The sequence below is a fragment of the Shimia sp. genome (assembly GCF_049116215.1).
Classification (GTDB): Bacteria; Pseudomonadota; Alphaproteobacteria; order Rhodobacterales; family Rhodobacteraceae; genus Shimia.
This window is the reverse complement of sequence record NZ_JAGDZB010000001.1, coordinates 1027829-1043699: the sequence shown is the minus strand read 5'-3', so window position 1 is coordinate 1043699 and position 15871 is coordinate 1027829. Positions and strand designations below refer to the sequence as shown.

At 57.3% G+C, this 15871-nt stretch carries 18 protein-coding genes; 10 read left to right on the top strand and 8 right to left on the bottom strand.

The genetic code is table 11. The annotated features are described in order from the left end of the window. Nucleotides 1-39: 39 nt before the first annotated feature. From fliP to fliF, 4 genes are read right to left on the bottom strand one after another with little or no spacing between them, the layout of a single operon-like run. A complete protein-coding gene (gene fliP, locus JXR15_RS04975; RefSeq protein ID WP_422052115.1) occupies nt 40-777 on the bottom strand; it encodes a flagellar type III secretion system pore protein FliP in 738 nt (245 codons plus the stop codon). Then, complete coding sequence (locus tag JXR15_RS04970) at nt 777-1058, bottom strand: FliM/FliN family flagellar motor C-terminal domain-containing protein (RefSeq protein ID WP_299421370.1); 282 nt, start codon at nt 1056-1058, stop codon at nt 777-779. The genes fliP and JXR15_RS04970 overlap by 1 nt, the downstream gene beginning before the upstream one ends. Next, nucleotides 1051-1650, bottom strand: a complete 600-nt coding sequence (locus JXR15_RS04965; protein ID WP_422052114.1) for a hypothetical protein — start codon at nt 1648-1650, stop codon at nt 1051-1053. Before JXR15_RS04965 ends, JXR15_RS04970 begins: the two co-directional genes overlap by 8 nt. Next, nucleotides 1650-3281, bottom strand: coding sequence for a flagellar basal-body MS-ring/collar protein FliF (gene fliF / locus JXR15_RS04960; protein WP_422052252.1), 1632 nt, complete (start codon nt 3279-3281; stop codon nt 1650-1652). Before fliF ends, JXR15_RS04965 begins: the two co-directional genes overlap by 1 nt. A gap of 141 nt (nt 3282-3422) precedes the next feature. Here fliF and JXR15_RS04955 point away from each other — a divergent pair, with 141 nt between their 5' ends. From JXR15_RS04955 to JXR15_RS04910, 10 genes are all read left to right on the top strand, one after another. Next, on the top strand, nt 3423-3917 hold the full coding sequence (locus JXR15_RS04955; RefSeq protein ID WP_422052113.1) for a flagellar basal body-associated FliL family protein: 495 nt from the start codon (nt 3423-3425) through the stop codon (nt 3915-3917). 11 nt (nt 3918-3928) lie between these two features. Continuing rightward, the gene (locus tag JXR15_RS04950; RefSeq protein ID WP_422052112.1) at nt 3929-4564 is read left to right on the top strand and encodes a hypothetical protein; all 636 of its coding nucleotides are present in this window, start codon (nt 3929-3931) and stop codon (nt 4562-4564) included. Between the two features lie 14 nt (nt 4565-4578). Next, entirely contained in the window at nt 4579-5250 is a 672-nt protein-coding gene (locus JXR15_RS04945) for a MotE family protein (RefSeq protein ID WP_422052111.1), read from the top strand. A 60-nt stretch (nt 5251-5310) separates the two neighbouring features. After that, entirely contained in the window at nt 5311-6180 is an 870-nt protein-coding gene (gene motA, locus JXR15_RS04940; RefSeq protein WP_422052110.1) for a flagellar motor stator protein MotA, read from the top strand. Beyond that, nucleotides 6177-8495, top strand: coding sequence for a hypothetical protein (locus JXR15_RS04935; RefSeq protein ID WP_422052109.1), 2319 nt, complete (start codon nt 6177-6179; stop codon nt 8493-8495). Before motA ends, JXR15_RS04935 begins: the two co-directional genes overlap by 4 nt. Nucleotides 8496-8562: 67 nt before the next feature. Next, on the top strand, nt 8563-8955 hold the full coding sequence (locus JXR15_RS04930; protein ID WP_422052108.1) for a hypothetical protein: 393 nt from the start codon (nt 8563-8565) through the stop codon (nt 8953-8955). A gap of 66 nt (nt 8956-9021) precedes the next feature. After that, on the top strand, nt 9022-11055 hold the full coding sequence (gene flhA / locus JXR15_RS04925; RefSeq protein WP_422052251.1) for a flagellar biosynthesis protein FlhA: 2034 nt from the start codon (nt 9022-9024) through the stop codon (nt 11053-11055). Continuing rightward, complete coding sequence (locus tag JXR15_RS04920) at nt 11052-11828, top strand: flagellar biosynthetic protein FliR (protein WP_299421391.1); 777 nt, start codon at nt 11052-11054, stop codon at nt 11826-11828. Before flhA ends, JXR15_RS04920 begins: the two co-directional genes overlap by 4 nt. After that, the gene (locus JXR15_RS04915; RefSeq protein ID WP_422052107.1) at nt 11825-12916 is read left to right on the top strand and encodes an EscU/YscU/HrcU family type III secretion system export apparatus switch protein; all 1092 of its coding nucleotides are present in this window, start codon (nt 11825-11827) and stop codon (nt 12914-12916) included. Before JXR15_RS04920 ends, JXR15_RS04915 begins: the two co-directional genes overlap by 4 nt. Continuing rightward, entirely contained in the window at nt 12913-13326 is a 414-nt protein-coding gene (locus tag JXR15_RS04910; protein WP_422052106.1) for a hypothetical protein, read from the top strand. The genes JXR15_RS04915 and JXR15_RS04910 overlap by 4 nt, the downstream gene beginning before the upstream one ends. 75 nt (nt 13327-13401) lie before the next feature. Here the strand turns inward: JXR15_RS04910 and JXR15_RS04905 are convergent, their stop codons facing one another. From JXR15_RS04905 to flgG, 4 genes are read right to left on the bottom strand one after another with little or no spacing between them, the layout of a single operon-like run. Further along, complete coding sequence (locus JXR15_RS04905) at nt 13402-13899, bottom strand: flagellar basal body-associated protein FliL (RefSeq protein ID WP_422052105.1); 498 nt, start codon at nt 13897-13899, stop codon at nt 13402-13404. Nucleotides 13900-13911: 12 nt separating this feature from the next. Next, nucleotides 13912-14643, bottom strand: a complete 732-nt coding sequence (flgH, locus tag JXR15_RS04900) for a flagellar basal body L-ring protein FlgH (RefSeq protein WP_422052104.1) — start codon at nt 14641-14643, stop codon at nt 13912-13914. A 12-nt stretch (nt 14644-14655) separates the two neighbouring features. Continuing rightward, nucleotides 14656-15075: a flagellar basal body P-ring formation chaperone FlgA gene (gene flgA / locus JXR15_RS04895; protein ID WP_422052103.1), complete on the bottom strand. Its 420-nt coding sequence runs from the start codon at nt 15073-15075 to the stop codon at nt 14656-14658. Nucleotide 15076: 1 nt separating this feature from the next. Then, on the bottom strand, nt 15077-15862 hold the full coding sequence (gene flgG / locus JXR15_RS04890; RefSeq protein WP_422052102.1) for a flagellar basal-body rod protein FlgG: 786 nt from the start codon (nt 15860-15862) through the stop codon (nt 15077-15079). Nucleotides 15863-15871 lie beyond the last annotated feature (9 nt).

The following is a 15871-nucleotide window of genomic DNA, read 5'->3' as shown; positions in this document are numbered from 1 at the left end:
GACACGCGCCGCCTCAAAAGGGAAGCGGCGCGTGAGATGCTAAAAGTAACTGCGCACCAAGCTGCCTGCAATCAGGCTCCAGCCGTCTGCGATCACAAAGAACGACAGTTTAAACGGCAGAGATACAATGGCTGGGGGCACCATCATCATGCCCATGGACATCAGCACGGCGGCGACCACGAGGTCGATGATCAGGAACGGCAGGAAGATCAGGAACCCAATCTGAAACGCGCGCGCGATTTCCGACAACATGAAGCTGGGCACCAGAACCGACAGGGGCGACTCTGGGCCGGGGGCGGTATCAACCGTATCCGGGCGCAAAGAAGCCAGATGGGTGTAGGTGTCCGGGTCCAGGCGGGCAGCCATGAATTGACGGAACGGTTCCGTGGTCAGCTCAAAGGCGGTTTCGATGTCAATCAGCTCAGCCATTAGGGGTTCCACCCCGGTGGTCCAAGCCTGAGTAAAGACTGGCTCCATCACGTAATAGGTCAGGAACATCGCCAGCGAGACCATCATCATATTGGGCGGCGACTGCTGCAGGCCGATGGCCTGACGCAGGATCGAAAGCACCGTCACGATGAATGGAAAACAAGTGACCATGATCGCGATCCCCGGCGCGAGGCTGAGGACCGTGATCAGGAGAAAGATTTGAATGCTGCGTGCCGTCAGCGAACCGTCTTGGGTGATCGGAATGGACAGATCCTGCGCCGACGCCGGATCTGCCATAAAGAGAAAGACGGTGGAAAACGTGACGGCAAGAAATGCCGCGCGGATCATCACAACCCGCTTTCGAACTCAGCCACTTCGGTCAGACGCACGGCCAGTTGGCCTTCTTGTCCGCCGTCCATTTCTTCCAGCTCGCCACGGGCGATGAGTTTGTCGCCCACATAAAGTTCAACCGGATCATCCACGCGCTTGTCGAGCGGCAACACAGAGTTTTCGTTCATGTTCAGCAAGTCGCCAATCAGCGGGCGCGCCTTACCAACGGAGATGGTGATCTCCACCGGCACGGAGGTGAACGGGTTACCGGAATCGGATTTGAGAGTTGGATCAGCCATTCTGGGCCTCCTTGCGTGTTTCATGTGTGAACGCGGTCATGGCGCCAGCGACGGCTTCCAAAACCTCGCTGAGATCAATCAGGCGTTCGCGTTGGGCAAACTCAAAACGTACCTGGCCTTCTGCCAGGCTTTCGTCGCGTACCACCTCAACGGGCAGTTGCTTGTCTTCGGGCATCACATCGATGACCGGTTGGTAACAATCTGGTGCTGTTGACAGCACCACAGGTGTTTCGCTGTTTTCGCGCACAATTTTATGCAGCTGTTCCACAGCCAAAGCGCCAACCGCCTGCCGGGCCAGTTCTGGCAGGACAGTCATGATGGCTTTCTCCACAGTGGGGGCCAAATCCGCGAGAATCGCTTCGCGGGCCTCGTGGTAGGTGAAAGACAGATCATTCAGACGACCGGCCAGCGCGGCGGAGACACTGGCGTGCTCCTCAGATTTGGCGCTGATTGCGTCATCCCAGCCAGCTTTGTAGCCCTGCTCAAAGGACTCGAGCATGTCGTCTTCATTGCCAACTTCCTGAGTTGCAACAGGCTCCGGCTCCGGTGCGGTGATACCGCCAAAGTCTTCAAACAGATGTGAAATTGACATCAGGCTTCCTCACGATCATCGAGCCAGTTGCGGAGGATCTCCACAGTTTCTTCTTTGCGGTCACTGATCAGGCCACGCAGACGGTCTGCGGCGTCAGATTGCGACATGCCGCCACCATCACCGCCCAGCGCGGGCAAACCACCGCCCAGATCTGGCAGACCACCAACATCGCCGCCCATGTCACCCATCATTGGCAATCCCATGTCAGCGCCACCCATGTCGCCCATCATTGGCGCCATAGCCGGGAAATCACCATCGTCGCCGCCCAAGTCAGGCAGCATCGGGGAATCGCCAATTTCGTTGAGGTCGCGGCTACCACCGCCAGCCAGAAGAGGCCGCACCACAAACAAACCTAGAACCAGAGCCACAATGGCCAATACTACGGTTTGAATGATCGACATCAGGTCGAGTTCCATGCCCTTGAACATGGAGGATTCGGCGGAAGTACCCATCGGCAGGACCGGCTGGAAGTTCATGGATTTCAAAGTGATAACGTCGCCGCGGCTTTCGTTAAAGCCAACCGCAGAGGCCACCAGTTCACGCAGGGCCTCAAGCTCTTCGTCGGGACGCGGCTCAACCACCGGCTCCCCAAGATCGTTTTCGGTTTGGGTGCCGTTCACCAGAACCGCAACCGTCATACGTTTCACCGCACCTGGCTGACGCAGGACTTCGCGTTGGGTCTCGGACACTTCGTAATTGATGCGTTCACGGGTTTCCCGATTCTGATTGGTGGAGCCGGAGCTGCCAGCCGCGTCGCCATCCGGCAGATTGGAGGCCACGGTCACCTGACCAGAGGCGTTTTGGGAATCGGTGCTGCGCTCTTCGGTATCTGTGCTGATCGCCACACGGCTGGCAGGATCAAAAATCCGTTCAGTGATAGATTCGGTCTCGGTCACGGTCTCAATGCTGACCTCAACCACCGCATTTCCAGGGCCAACCCGTGCTTCCAGCATACGCTGAACCGCCAAACGGGTTTCTTCTTCTTTGTTGTCCCCAACTTTGGTGGTGGTTTCATCTGCCACCCCAACAAGACCGCCACTGCCATCAATAATGGCGACATCTTCTGGAGACAGACCGGATACAGCAGACGCCACAAGGAATCGCAGTGCTTGGGCGTGTTTGGTGGGCAAATCCCCGGCAGGTGTGGTGATCGTCACGGAGGCGGACGGTTTGATGTGCCGTTGGAAAGGATTGGAAGACGCGTTGGCAATGTGCACCCGCGCCTGGCTGACCAGCGGGCTCACAACAATAGTGCGGGCCAGCTCACCTTCTTTTGCGCGCCAGTAAGCTGCGTCAAACATTTGCGAGGTTGTGCCGAAGCCAGACAGCGAATCAAGAAGCTCGTAGCCCTGAGTCGTATTGGCGGGCAATCCTTCACTTGCGAGCGTCATGCGCAACTCGTCACGCATGCCGTTGGCGACATAAATCGAGCCGCCGCGCACTTCGTAAATGGCACCACGTTGTTCAAGCGCCGTTACGACTTCGCCGGCGGCACCGCTTTCCAAACCACTATATAGAAGGGCCATTCCTGGTTTTGTGGCGACCCGACCCAATGACAATACGGTCGCAAAAACCGCAATCGTGGCCAATACGACGATCACCTTCCGCCGATTGTCCATTGCTGTCCACATATTCAAAAAATTTTGCACGTCTGTTCTCCGTGGGATCGCACTTTCTGCACGACCGTCACGAACTGTTTCTCTCAACAGACTTAACAATCGGTTAGTTTCTGTGTGGGAGAAGTTGCAGGGACAAAGAATTTGGAACCTGTGATGACTGACGAAACTGTCGAGACAGAAGACGCACCGAAAAAAGCGTCAAAACTCCCTTTAATCATTGGGCTTGTGCTGGCTTTGGTTGGCGGCGGCGGAGGATTCTTCGCTGTCTATTCAGGCATGATATTGGGAAATGATTCTGCTGAGGTGGCCGAAGAATCGGCGCCAGCGGAAGAGATCGAAGCTCTACCCGACGTTGTTTACGTCGGCATGGACCCTCTCATTGTTTCTCTCACGTCTAGTGGCGGCGCCGACTACCTGCGGTTCCGTGCACAGTTGGAAGTGCCTAGCGATCATCAGGAAGAAGTCGAGCGGGTGTTGCCGCGGGTTGTGGATGTGCTGAACGGCTATTTGCGCGCGCTCAATACATCAGACATCGAATCGCCAGATGCGCTGGTGACCCTGCGGTCGCAAATGCTGCGTCGTGTACAAATTGTAACCGGACCTGAACGTGTTTCTGACCTTTTGGTCATGGAATTCGTGTTGAACTGAGGAGCGTTGAGATGAACTTGATTGCAGATATCTTGTTGGTAGCCGGTGCCCTTGGGGCAGGCATTTATTGCTTTGTTCTGGCGCGGCGCCTGTCGAAATTTAATGATTTGGAATCCGGCGTTGGTGGCGCCGTGGCTGTCTTGTCAGCCCAGGTGGATGACATGACGCGCACGTTGAAAGCTGCGCAAGGCACCGCCGGGAAATCCACAGAAAGACTGGAGGCCCTGACCCAACGCGCGGAAGGGGTTTCTAAACGTCTTGAGCTGATGATGGCGGCCATGCACGACATCGAAGACGCCAAACCTGCCAAAGCCAAAGCCGCCCCGGAACCGGAAAAGGTGGAAGACACCCTCGCTCCGGCCGCCGAAGACGGCACAGCGCCAGCAGAGGCCGCTGAGGCGGACTCTGCGGTGATTGAGGAAACCGCCGAAGACGAAAACTGGGCCCAACTGCAGGCAGAGGCCATCGCAGCCGAAGAGGCCAAGCTGATCCGTCGCGCAAAGAAAAAGGCAAAAAAGAAAGCCAAGAAAAAAGCTGCCATGGCCCTGGCCGCAATGCAGGCAGAAGCCGCACCGGCGGCACCAAAGCCTGCAGCGGACAGCAAAGAGCCAGAAGCAGGCCCGATGTTTAAACGCCACGTCGCCTAACTGGAGCGTATGCGATGAAAAAAGATGCCAAGAAAACCCGCGCCAAAGCGGCCGCTGAGACGCTGACCAAAGCGGATGCCCCGGCTGCGAAGCCAAAGGCTAAGAAAAAGGCCCGCCGGAAACAGTCCAAAGGAAGCCTGTTTCTGATTGCGACGTTTTTGATTGCCTCAGCCACCGTGCGTGTGAGTATCAGCGCCACGGAAGCCCTAGCGCGAGAAGAGCCCCTTTTTGAGTCGCCACTGGCCAGTATGGCCAAACCTGAAACCTGCGAGCCGCCAGAAGACCTGCGCGAGCTGATGGCTGTGTTCAAGGAACGTGAGAAACGCATCGAACAGCGTGAGGCGGAGATCAAGAATCGCCTGCAAGCGCTGAACGTTGCGGATGGTGAAGTGACGCGAAAACTGGCTGCTTTGGAAGATGCCGAAGGGCGTCTGCGCGGTTTGATTGCCTTGTCAGAAACCGCCGCAGAGGACGATCTGGGGCGTCTCACCCAAGTCTATGAGACCATGAAGCCCAAAGATGTCGCCGCTCTGTTTGAAGAGATGGATCCGAAATTTGCCGCTGGTTTCATCGGTCGCATGAAGCCGGAATCTGCGGCGGGTGTCATGGCGGGCATGGCTCCAGACGCTGCCTATACAATCAGCGTTATTTTGGCCGGTCGGAACGCAAATACTCCCACCGAATGAGAACTTGTTAACCGCCACCGGCTTATGGTCGGACTGAAACGCTACTAGGAGTTTGATCCCGTGCTAGGCATTATTGGCATCGCTGTTGTTTTTATCATGGTGTTGGGCGGATACGTTCTTGCCGGTGGTAGTCTTGGGCCCATTATGAAGGCCCTGCCGTTTGAGATGATCATCATTGGCGGCTCCGGTGTGGGCGCCTTTTTGGTGTCCAACGACGGGTCCGTTGTGAAACACACGCTGAAAGATCTCGGCAAAGTCTTCAAAGGCCCCAAATGGAAGCCGGATGACTACAAGGATCTGCTGTGTTTGCTGTTTGAGCTCATACGATTGGCCAGGAAAAACCCTGTGGCCATCGAAGAGCACATCGAGAACCCGGATGAATCTGACATTTTCCAGAAATACCCCCGCGTCACTGCGGACAAAGAAGCGATCAACCTGATTGCAGACACCATGCGCTCTGCGTCGATGAACTATGACGACCCACATCAGGTGGAAGAGGTTTTGGAAAAGCGAATCGAAGCCAACTTTCACCACGCGATGCACCCCAACCACGCGTTGCAGTCGCTTGCGGATGCGCTTCCGGCGCTGGGGATTGTGGCGGCGGTTTTGGGGGTTATCAAAACCATGGGCTCGATCGACCAGCCACCAGAAGTTCTGGGTGGCATGATTGGTGGCGCGCTTGTGGGCACGTTCCTCGGGGTTTTCCTGGCCTATGGTCTGGTGGGTCCGTTTGCCGCGAAGATCAAAGGTGTGGTCGAAGATGAGGCGCATTTCTATCAACTGATCCGCGAGGTGCTGATTGCCAATCTGCACAACCACTCGCCAAACATCTGCATCGAAGTTGGGCGTCAGAACACGCCGGGCCACAACCGTCCGCAGTTTGCGGAGCTGGAAGAGGCGCTGGCCGAAGTGAAGAAGGAAGCGGCATGAAACAGCTTCTGCTTGCTGTTCCGATGGTATTGGCAGCCTCTGCGGGGGCTGCACAAGACGTGCTGTTCCGGTCCGGCGAGCACGAAGACTTCACCCGTTTGGTGGCGACACTGCCGTCGGCCGAAACCGACTGGACCGTGTCGCGCGACGGGCGGTTTTACACCATCAAAATTGAGGGTGACGCCGTTAATCTGCGCACCAGCACCATCTTTGACAAAATCCCACGTGACCGTTTGGCCAATATTGTTGCCAATGACGCGGCTGGCGAATTGGAGCTGGAACTGGCCTGTGCCTGCCGTGTGGTGTCGATCCCTTACGATGGGCGGTATGTGATCTTTGACATTCGCGACGATCTGCCACCGGCGCAGAACGACGACCTGCCACAGGTGCCTTTGTCGTTTGGCGAGGCTGTGCCGGTCGAGAAAAAACCACAGCGACAGTTCCGGTTCTCCTCTTTTGAGGCGGCAAGCCCGGTTCCAACGCCGGTTCAAGTGGCGGAAGCAAAGCCCGCAGCAGACTATTCCGACTTGCTTGCGCTTGAGAATTTTGTGGATCGTAGCGCCCAGGTGCGGGTCTTGCGTGGTGATCTGATCAAACAAGTGGACCGCGCGGCCAATCAAAACTTGTTGCAGGCGCAAACTCCCGAGGTGGACGACACCAGCGGGTTGGTTGGCAAGCCCGTAAAAACAGCTGAATCGCAAATGCCACAGCTCAACAGCTCGGACCACGTACCGCCACAAGCTGCCGTTGGAAAAGACCTGAACATCGTTGCGTACAACGTGCTGGACGAAGTGGGCCGAGACATTGCCGCCCTGCTGAGTGGTCAGGTGGCCACAGGCATGTGCCTACCGGATTCGGCCGTGAACATTACCGACTGGAGCGGCGAAGGCACGTTTGTGCAAGAGCTCAGCCGCCTGCGTCAGGACGTGGTCGGCGAGTTTGACCGCACCAATAAAGACGCCCTGCGTGAACTTGCGCAGCTCTACGTGCATTACTCTTTTGGCGCTGAGGCGCTTCAAATCCTGGCGTTGCTGCCGGAAAGTGGTGAAAACAGCATTTTGAGTGCAATGGCGCACATCATGGATGGGCGTGAACCACCAGCGGACAACCCATCCTTTGCCAGCCAAGGGCATTGTGCCGGAAACACCACCCTTTGGGCGGCCCTGTCGGGCGAAACTCTGGTTGGAGAAAGTGCAATTCATGGCGCGTTGGACGCGCTGCAAAAGATGCCACGCCATCTGCGCGAATACCTTGGTCCACAGCTGAGCAACCGGTTGGTGGCACAGGGTCAAACCGAGGCGGCGATGCTGGTGCTCAATGGCATTGAACGCACGTCTCCGAGGCCTGATGTAAATTTCGACTTTGCTGAGGCCACTCTGAATGCGGAGCTGGGCAACACCGAAGAGGCAACCGAGGCGCTAACGGAAATAGCCACGCAAAATGCCGACATATCCACCAAAGCGGTGATTGATTTGATCGAGACCCATATGGCGCAGGGCGAGGCCCCTTCTGCGGAGACCATTTCTCTGGTTGGCGCCTTGGCTGTGGAACACAAAGGCGGGGCCATGGGGCCAGATCTGCGCCGGGCTCATGCGCTTGCGCGTATTCTGCAGCAGGAATTTGGCGAAGCATTCAAGATCGTCAACGACATTGAAACCCGCGACGGATCCGAAGCCGCTGAAGATGTGCGTAGTAAATTGGTGATGGCCGTACTGGAACATGCGGATGACTTTGAAGTGATCTCCTGGTCCATTCAGGAACGTCTTGCTGCGCCGGGGCGCATTTCAACCAAAGCCGCGTTGCAGCTGGCCCATAAGACGTTTGAAATGGGCTTTTTGGGCGAGACCAAACGCCTGATGCAAGCTGCCCAAACCGTTATCCCAAGCGATGAAAAACGTCTTTTGAATGCGCGATTGGCCCTAGCGGAGGCCCTGCCTAAGCGGGCCGAGGCAGAGCTTATGGGCATGGAAACGCCGATAGCGGATCGCCTGCGGGCGCGGGCCAAAGCCATGGCCGGGGATCATGCCGGCGCCGCACGTTTGTTGGCCGAACTTGGCGAACGTGGTGCGGCGGAAACCGAAGCCTGGCTGGATGGTGACTTGGCATCGTTGACAGCCTCGGAAAACGACGTGTTGCGACGCGCCTCCACCTACCTCTTGCCACCAGAAGAAGGTAGCGAGACAGAGGCGGCCACAGACCGTGTGACCCATGGCATGTTGGCCCGCAATCGGGCGTTGCTGGAAGGCGCGGCGGAAAGCCGGGGCGTGCTGGGCGACTTGCTCGATCTGCACAGCGTGACCGAGCCATCTTCTTAACAACGGTTACCACATCTTAACCATGCGCCGATAGCTTGGGCCTTGAACTGGGCAGAAAGCTATCGGTATGAAGAAACAGTACGTTTTCAACGCGGTGTCGCGATTCTATTGCGACTCATTCAAGATCGTCACAATCGGTCTTCTGGGACTTGGGACAAGTCTCTTTTTGGTTTTCACCATATTTGTACAAGACAGTACCGACGGCGCGGAAACCAACTTCAGGGATAACGCGGCCTATCAGGCTCGCACCCCCAAATTTTCCGACACATACAAAGCCCGCTTTCAGCGCGATCTGGCGCAATCACCGGATCAGGCGGTGATGCCGGTGAAGCGCACTGCCACTGTGATCCGCGAAAACAATTTTCCGCTGCTGCAACGCGGCAGTTCAGCTGGCACGATGGGTTCCCTCGTGCCGCTTGGGTCCGGATCGGGCCGGTCATTGCTGAGCAATGGAGGGTAATCCGTGAACCCAACCTTTTCTCTCAAAGCGCTTTTTAGCCCGACGATCCTGCTCGCCCTCGCCCTGATGGCGATTATTGTCATGATGATTCTGCCGATGCCGTCCTGGGTGCTGGACATCGGTTTGGCAACCTCTTTTGCTTTGGCGATCCTGATCTTCACCGTGACGCTGTTTATCGAGCGTCCGTTGGACTTTTCCGCCTTCCCGACCATCTTGCTGGCGTCACTGATGCTGCGATTGTCGCTCAACGTGTCCTCAACCAAGTTAATCATTGGTCAGGGCCACACCGGCACCAATGCCGCCGGTGACGTGATTGAGGGCTTTGCCAACTTTGTCATGGGCGGCAGCGTCTTCCTGGGTCTTGTGGTGTTCTGTGTGCTGCTCATCGTGAACTTCATGGTGATCAACAAAGGTGCCACACGCATGGCCGAAGTGGGCGCACGTTTTGCCCTTGATGGGATGCCCGGCAAACAGCTTGCGATTGACAGCGACATGTCCGCAGGCGCGATTGATCACGCCGAAGCCAAAGCCCGCCGCGAGCGCGAACAACAGGAAACCACCTTCTTTGGCTCACTGGACGGTGCATCAAAGTTTGTCAAAGGCGACGCGATTGCCGGTCTGTTGATCACGCTGATGAACCTAGTGATGGGTCTGATCATGGGGGTTGCTGTGCACGGCATGCCCATTGGCCAGGCGTTTGAGACCTATGCCATCCTGACCGTCGGCGATGGTCTGGTCACGCAAATCCCGGCTGTGATCATCTCGATTGCCTCCGCACTGCTGTTGGCGCGTGGCGGTACCACTGGCTCCACCGACCTGACCCTGCTGAAACAGCTGGGCAACTACCCACCAGCGATTGCCACCGTGGCTGTGTTGATGGTGCTGTTTGCACTGGTGCCGGGCCTGCCGTTTCTGCCCTTCTTGGCCGGTGGGTCTGTTCTGGGGTTCGCAGCCTATTACCTGCATCAAAGCAAAAAGGCCGAAGCCGAGGCCAGCCTGGAACCTGAAGAGGACGATGCGCCGGTTCTGCCACGCGACAAACCCATTGGCGACGTGCTGGATTTGGACGACATCCACGTCGAATTCGCCACCGATCTGGTGAACATGGTGCTCGATCCGGGCGCTGGCCTGGACGCTCGCATCACCAATATGCGCACCCATGTCGCCTCAACCTATGGTCTGATCCTGCCGGAAATCCGTTTGACTGATGAGCCGTCCCTGCCCAATGGCACCTACACCATCCGCATTCAGGGCGTGGAACAGGTGCGCGACCGTCTGGAGCCGGAGAAGGTTCTGGCCCTGGCAGGGGACAGCCCGGATTCGCTGCCATCTGGCGAAGATGTGTCCGAGCCGGTTTACGGCGCCCCTGCCCGCTGGATCGACAGCGCCGCGCAGGAGAAAGCCGCGCTGGCGGGGATCACCATTGTGACACCTGGCGAAGTTCTGGCCACGCACCTGCTTGAAACCATCAAGTCCAACTTTGGCCGCTTGCTGACCTTCAAGGCGCTGCGCCGCATTCTGGATGAAATGATGAACCTGTCCGATCCGGTGCGCGCCGATGCCAACCGCCGGATGATGGATGAGTTTGTACCGGACAAAGTGCCACTCGATCTGTTGCACCGCATTTTGCGCATGCTGCTGGATGAGCAGGTTTCGATCCGCAACATGCCGCTGATTTTGGAATCTATCGCAGAGGCCCGTCATGTGAGCGTGCAGCCGGAAATCATCTGCGAAAACGTGCGCCAACGTCTGGGCTTCCAGTTGATTTCTGACCTGAAACGGGACGATGGCACCATTCCCTTGGTGCAACTGGCACCCGAGTGGGAAGACACATTTGCCACCTACCAAGTGGATGGCGACGCAGGCGGCATGGATGTGGCGCTGCCACCAGACGTGTTCAACGCCCTGGCCCAATCGATTGCCGATCGTATGTCTGACGCCGGTAACAGCGGGATTTTTGCCGCACTGGTGACATCAACACGACGCAGGCGGTTCCTGCGCACGGTGCTCAGCGCCAAAGGCATTTCCAATCCGGTGCTCAGTTTTGAGGAAATTGGATTGGATGCGCGGCCCGCACTTGTCGGGGTTGTTGCCGCATGATGGAGACCGCCCTCTTCCTTCTGAACACCACAGAAGCCGCGCTTTGGCACGGTTTTTTGGTGTTTTTGCGGGTGGGCACAGCGGTGGCCTTGCTGCCAGCCTTTGGCGAGACCTCGGTGCCGACCCGCATCAAGCTGGGCTTGGCATTGGCGTTTACCGTAATCGTCGCCCCAGCTGTGCCGGTGTTTGAAAGCGCCGAGCCGACTTTCCCGTTGATAGCGCAATATGCGCTGACCGAAACCATCAGCGGGTTTTTGATGGGCATTGGCATTCGCATGTTTGTGTTTGCGTTGCAGACCGCAGGCACCATTGCCGGTCAGTCGACCTCCTTGGCCCAGCTTTTGGGTGGCGCGGCAGGCGAGCCGCTGCCAGCGATTGGTAATGTGCTGGTGATTGCAGGCCTGGCGCTGGCGGTGACCATGGGACTGCACGTCTATGTCGCGCGTTACTTGATCGGATCTTACATGTTGTTCCCCGCAGGCACCTTTCCGCCGCGGGAAATCATGACCGAATGGGGCGTGCCGCATATGGCGCAGGCATTCAACATGGCGTTCCGCCTTGCAGCGCCGTTTGTGATTATTTCGGCGATCTACAACCTGATGCTTGGCGTGATCAACCGCGCCATGCCGCAGTTGATGGTGGCCTTTGTAGGTGCGCCGCTGATCACCGCCGGCGGCCTGTTTCTTTTGTTTCTTGTGGCGCCCGCGTTGCTCACCCTGTGGTGGGGCGCGATGGAGGCGTTCATGATCAACCCGGTTGAGGGCTTGAGATGAGCGGCGGCGGTCAGGACGACGACAGCGAAAAGAGTTTTGAGCCCACCCAGAAGAAACTGGATGATGCGCGCAAGAAAGGCGAGATTGCCAAGTCCATGGATGTCTCTGTGGCAGCGGGCTACCTCGGGCTGACACTTGCGTTTTTGACCGTCGGCGCCGCCACCATCAAATCCGCCGGCAACGGGTTGATGGTGTTGCTGGATCAGGCTGATGAGCTTGCGCCCATGGTGTTTGAAGGCAACCCATCTACGCCGCTTGGCGGCATAATGATCGAGACCATAACGTCAGTGGCGCCGTGGTTCGTGGTGCCGATGGTTGCGGTTATCCTGAGCATCATTGCGCAGAATGCCTTTTTGGTCACGGGTTCAAAGCTTGCCCCAAAACTGTCGCGCATCAATCCGATCTCCAACGCCAAAAACAAGTTTGGCCGCAGCGGGTTGTTTGAATTTGCCAAGAGCTTTGCCAAGCTGGTGATCTTTTCGGTCTGTCTTGGATTTTTCCTGAAAGCGCGCATGGCGGAAATGGCATCCGCCATTCAACTCGACGCCATTATGGTGCCTGCCCTTCTGGGCCGCTTGATGCTTGAGTTTTTGATGATTGTGATTGTGGTTTCCGCCTCAATCGCGGTGATCGACTATTTCTGGCAACGCGCCGAGCACATTCGAAAAAACATGATGACCCGCAAAGAAATGACGGACGAGAGCAAAGAGTCCGAAGGCGATCCGCATATGAAACAACAGCGGCGGCAGAAGGGGCAAGAGATTGCCATGAACCAGATGCTTACGGATGTGCCGGATGCGGATGTGGTCATGGTCAACCCGACCCATTACGCCGTAGCGCTGAAATGGTCCCGCATGCCCGGTGCCGCACCGGTGTGTGTGGCCAAAGGTGTGGACGAAGTGGCCGCCAAAATCCGCGAAGTGGCGCAGGAAAATGCCGTCCCTATTCATCGGGATCCGCCATCAACACGGGCCTTGCACGCGGTTGCGGAAATTGGCCAGGAAGTGCCACCAGACCACTATGCACCTGTGGCCGCGGCCATCCGATTTGCCGACGCCATGCGTCAACGTATGAAAGGACGGGTATGAGCGACGACCTGAAAGAACTGAATGTGATCACCCAGGCGCGGTACCAAAAGGCGCAGGCGGCCATGCAGGCGATCCAGGCTGAGGAAAACAAGCTGCGCGGATTGCTCGACGACCTCGCGGGCCAGGAAAAGAATGGCCGCGACATGCTCAACGGCGACACCGCGATGCGTATCACTGGCGGTGATTTGGCGTGGAACAGCTGGATTGGCCGCAACCGGAAAATCCTGAACCACCAACTGGCCAATGTGATGGTGCGCAAAGAGATGGCCTACAAAGATCTCCAAACGCATTTTGGCAAAGCGGATGTAATGGAGAAACTGTTGGAACATGAGGTGCAGACGCGGCGCCAAATTCGGGCAGTTGCGCTGGTGGATTCGATTATGGAAGGCAAATTGAGCTGCGGCATGTGAGATCTGCGTGTCACCAAAGCACAAAAAAGGCGGCGCGTTATGCGCCGCCTTTTTACTGTTAAGCGATGGGATCTTCTACGCGATGTCTTGGCGTGTGATTTGCACAATCAGAACATCGGTGATCTCGTCTCCGTAAGCCTTTTGCGCCACCTCCATGAAAGTCTCACGCAAGCGATCCAATTTGCTGGAATTGGTGAAAGCCCCATTAAAGCCGCCGATATTGGCGTGATCAAACATGGCCTGCAAAAGCGCACCGCGCAGCCGAGGCTCAGACTCAAAAATGGCTTCCCGGTTGCCGCTTTCCACTTCGATGGTGAGCGTGATCAGGATGAGCGATGCAACCGCATCATCGTTCACAACCGGGACAATGAACTGGTCCACCAAGTCGACGTATTCACGCCCGGATGGCGGGCCGTCTTCTTCGTCTTTTTTATCTGACTTTTCAGCGTGATCCGCGCTCTCTGCCCCTTCGGTCGGCTCCACCGGCGCGGGCTCTGGACGCAGGGCAAGCCCTGCGCCAACACCGACACCGATACCAACTAGGAGAAGGATGATTGGGAGAAGTTTCTTCATCAGACTACCCGATTAATATGGCAGGACCGCGTCCATAACCTGTTGACCCCAACGTGGTTGCTGCATGTCAGTGATCTGGCCACGACCGCCGTAAGACACACGCGCAGAGGCAATTTTGTCGAAAGTGATTTCGTTCTGACGCGAGATGTCCTCAGAGCGGGCAAAACCGGACACAAGCAACTCGCGCAGCTCGTAGTTCACGCGCAGCTCCTGGGAGCCTTCAATGGCCAAAACACCGTTTGGCAGCACGTCCACAACAGTGGCCGCAACACGTAGGGTGAGTTTCTCGCTGCGTTTTACTGAGCCGTCGCCAGAGCTTTTGCTGTCAGAGCTGATATCGACCAGCGGGTCCGTGGTGGCCCCGTTTGGAAGGCGCTCATTGATACGCTGCGGCAGGCCTGCCAAAGCAGGCAAGTTCAGACTGTCAGACCCGCTGCGATTTCGCTCGGATTCGTTTTTGATCTGGGCCTTTTCATCGACCTCGATCACCACTGTCAGGATGTCCCCGCGGCTGGCCGCCCGACGATCGCCAAGCAGGGAGGCTTTGTTGCCACTCCAGAGCGAAGCCGTGTCAGACCGGCGCGACACACTGGCCTGTTGCGGCAGCGGTGGGTTCATCATCGCATAGTGTTCTTGGTTATTGGTGGTTGGGGTGAAGCTGGGCGCTTTGCCCATGTGATCGGTACGGCCACAACCGGACACGGCCAGCGCCACAAGAAGAAGTGTTGTAGAGAGAATACGCACTGGGATGTTCCTTTAATTGGCGACCTGGATATTGCCGTTTGGCAATACGGTTCCGGTGATGGTGGAGCGAGAACTGAGGTTCATCACGCGCAAGCGCTCCCCCTCCCCCGCACGGGCCAAAGACCGGCCCTCAGTTTCAATGTTCAGACCATTGGCATTGTAAATCAGCGTGACAATCTGATTGCGTTCAACCAGAGCCGGCTCGCCAACGTCACCTTTGCGCACGGGGCGGCCGGGATAGATCGCCTTGCGCGCTTCCTTGCCGATGACAGCTTCCAAATCGGTATGAACGCCTGGCACGTCGCCTTCTTTGAGGCCAACAACGCCAGGTTCGATGATGGTGTTGGCGCGAATGATTTCGGTTGCCACCACGATTTCCGCAGACACCGGAGCGGCCAGAACAGTCAGGATAAGGGCAAGCGCGCGTTTCATCTTAGCGCACCTGCGCCGTGGCAGCCATCATCTGGTCAGCGGCAGTGATAACCTTGGCGTTGAGCTCGTAGCCGCGCTGGGCTTCGATCAATTCGGTGACTTCACGCACCGCGTCCACAGAGCTGTCTTCCAGATAGCCTTGACGCAGGGTGCCGAGGCCGTCTTCGCCTGGGTTGGTCACATTGGGCGCACCGGAGGCTTCGGTTTCAGCAAAGAGGTTGCCGCCCAGCGCCTCGAGACCTTTGGCGTTGGTGAAGCCTGCCAGGGTAAATTGGCCAAGCTCTTCGGCCTCTGTGGCATCGTCAAAATAGGCAAACACCTGACCGTCTCCGTTGATGGAGATGCTGGTGGCGTCTTCTGGAATGGTGATTTCAGGTGCCACCGGGTAGCCGTCCGAAGTCACGATCAAGCCGTCGGCGCTGCGTTTCAGGCCACCGTCACGGGTGTAGGCCGCTTCGCCGTTTGGCAGGGTGACTTCGAGATAGCCTTTGCCTTCGATCGCCACATCCAAATCACCGCCGGTGTTGGACAGGGAGCCTTGTTCCAGGTTCACGTTGATCGCCGCGGCACGCACACCAAGGCCAACCTGCACACCGGTTGGCAGGACCGAGCCATCAGAGGCGCTGATCGCACCCGCGCGGGAAACTTGCTGATAGTGCAAATCCGCGAACTCGGCGCGACGGGCGTTATAGCCAGTGGTCGACATGTTGGAGAGGTTGTTGGAAATCGTCTCAACACGCAGTTGCTGAGCGCTCATACCGGTGGCTGCAATTGTCAGGGCACGCATTCTGCTGTC

Excerpts from the sequence above, each read along its gene's own strand:
- fliP (WP_422052115.1), bottom strand. The coding sequence starts at position 777 with ATGATCCGCGCGGCATTTCTTGCCGTCACGTTTTCCACCGTCTTTCTC.
- JXR15_RS04970 (WP_299421370.1), bottom strand. The coding sequence starts at position 1,058 with ATGGCTGATCCAACTCTCAAATCCGATTCCGGTAACCCGTTCACCTCC.
- JXR15_RS04965 (WP_422052114.1), bottom strand. The coding sequence starts at position 1,650 with ATGTCAATTTCACATCTGTTTGAAGACTTTGGCGGTATCACCGCACCG.
- fliF (WP_422052252.1), bottom strand. The coding sequence starts at position 3,281 with ATGTGGACAGCAATGGACAATCGGCGGAAGGTGATCGTCGTATTGGCC.
- JXR15_RS04955 (WP_422052113.1), top strand. The coding sequence starts at position 3,423 with ATGACTGACGAAACTGTCGAGACAGAAGACGCACCGAAAAAAGCGTCA.
- JXR15_RS04950 (WP_422052112.1), top strand. The coding sequence starts at position 3,929 with ATGAACTTGATTGCAGATATCTTGTTGGTAGCCGGTGCCCTTGGGGCA.
- JXR15_RS04945 (WP_422052111.1), top strand. The coding sequence starts at position 4,579 with ATGAAAAAAGATGCCAAGAAAACCCGCGCCAAAGCGGCCGCTGAGACG.
- JXR15_RS04935 (WP_422052109.1), top strand. The coding sequence starts at position 6,177 with ATGAAACAGCTTCTGCTTGCTGTTCCGATGGTATTGGCAGCCTCTGCG.
- JXR15_RS04930 (WP_422052108.1), top strand. The coding sequence starts at position 8,563 with ATGAAGAAACAGTACGTTTTCAACGCGGTGTCGCGATTCTATTGCGAC.
- flhA (WP_422052251.1), top strand. The coding sequence starts at position 9,022 with ATGGCGATTATTGTCATGATGATTCTGCCGATGCCGTCCTGGGTGCTG.
- JXR15_RS04920 (WP_299421391.1), top strand. The coding sequence starts at position 11,052 with ATGATGGAGACCGCCCTCTTCCTTCTGAACACCACAGAAGCCGCGCTT.
- JXR15_RS04915 (WP_422052107.1), top strand. The coding sequence starts at position 11,825 with ATGAGCGGCGGCGGTCAGGACGACGACAGCGAAAAGAGTTTTGAGCCC.
- JXR15_RS04910 (WP_422052106.1), top strand. The coding sequence starts at position 12,913 with ATGAGCGACGACCTGAAAGAACTGAATGTGATCACCCAGGCGCGGTAC.
- JXR15_RS04905 (WP_422052105.1), bottom strand. The coding sequence starts at position 13,899 with ATGAAGAAACTTCTCCCAATCATCCTTCTCCTAGTTGGTATCGGTGTC.
- flgA (WP_422052103.1), bottom strand. The coding sequence starts at position 15,075 with ATGAAACGCGCGCTTGCCCTTATCCTGACTGTTCTGGCCGCTCCGGTG.
- flgG (WP_422052102.1), bottom strand. The coding sequence starts at position 15,862 with ATGCGTGCCCTGACAATTGCAGCCACCGGTATGAGCGCTCAGCAACTG.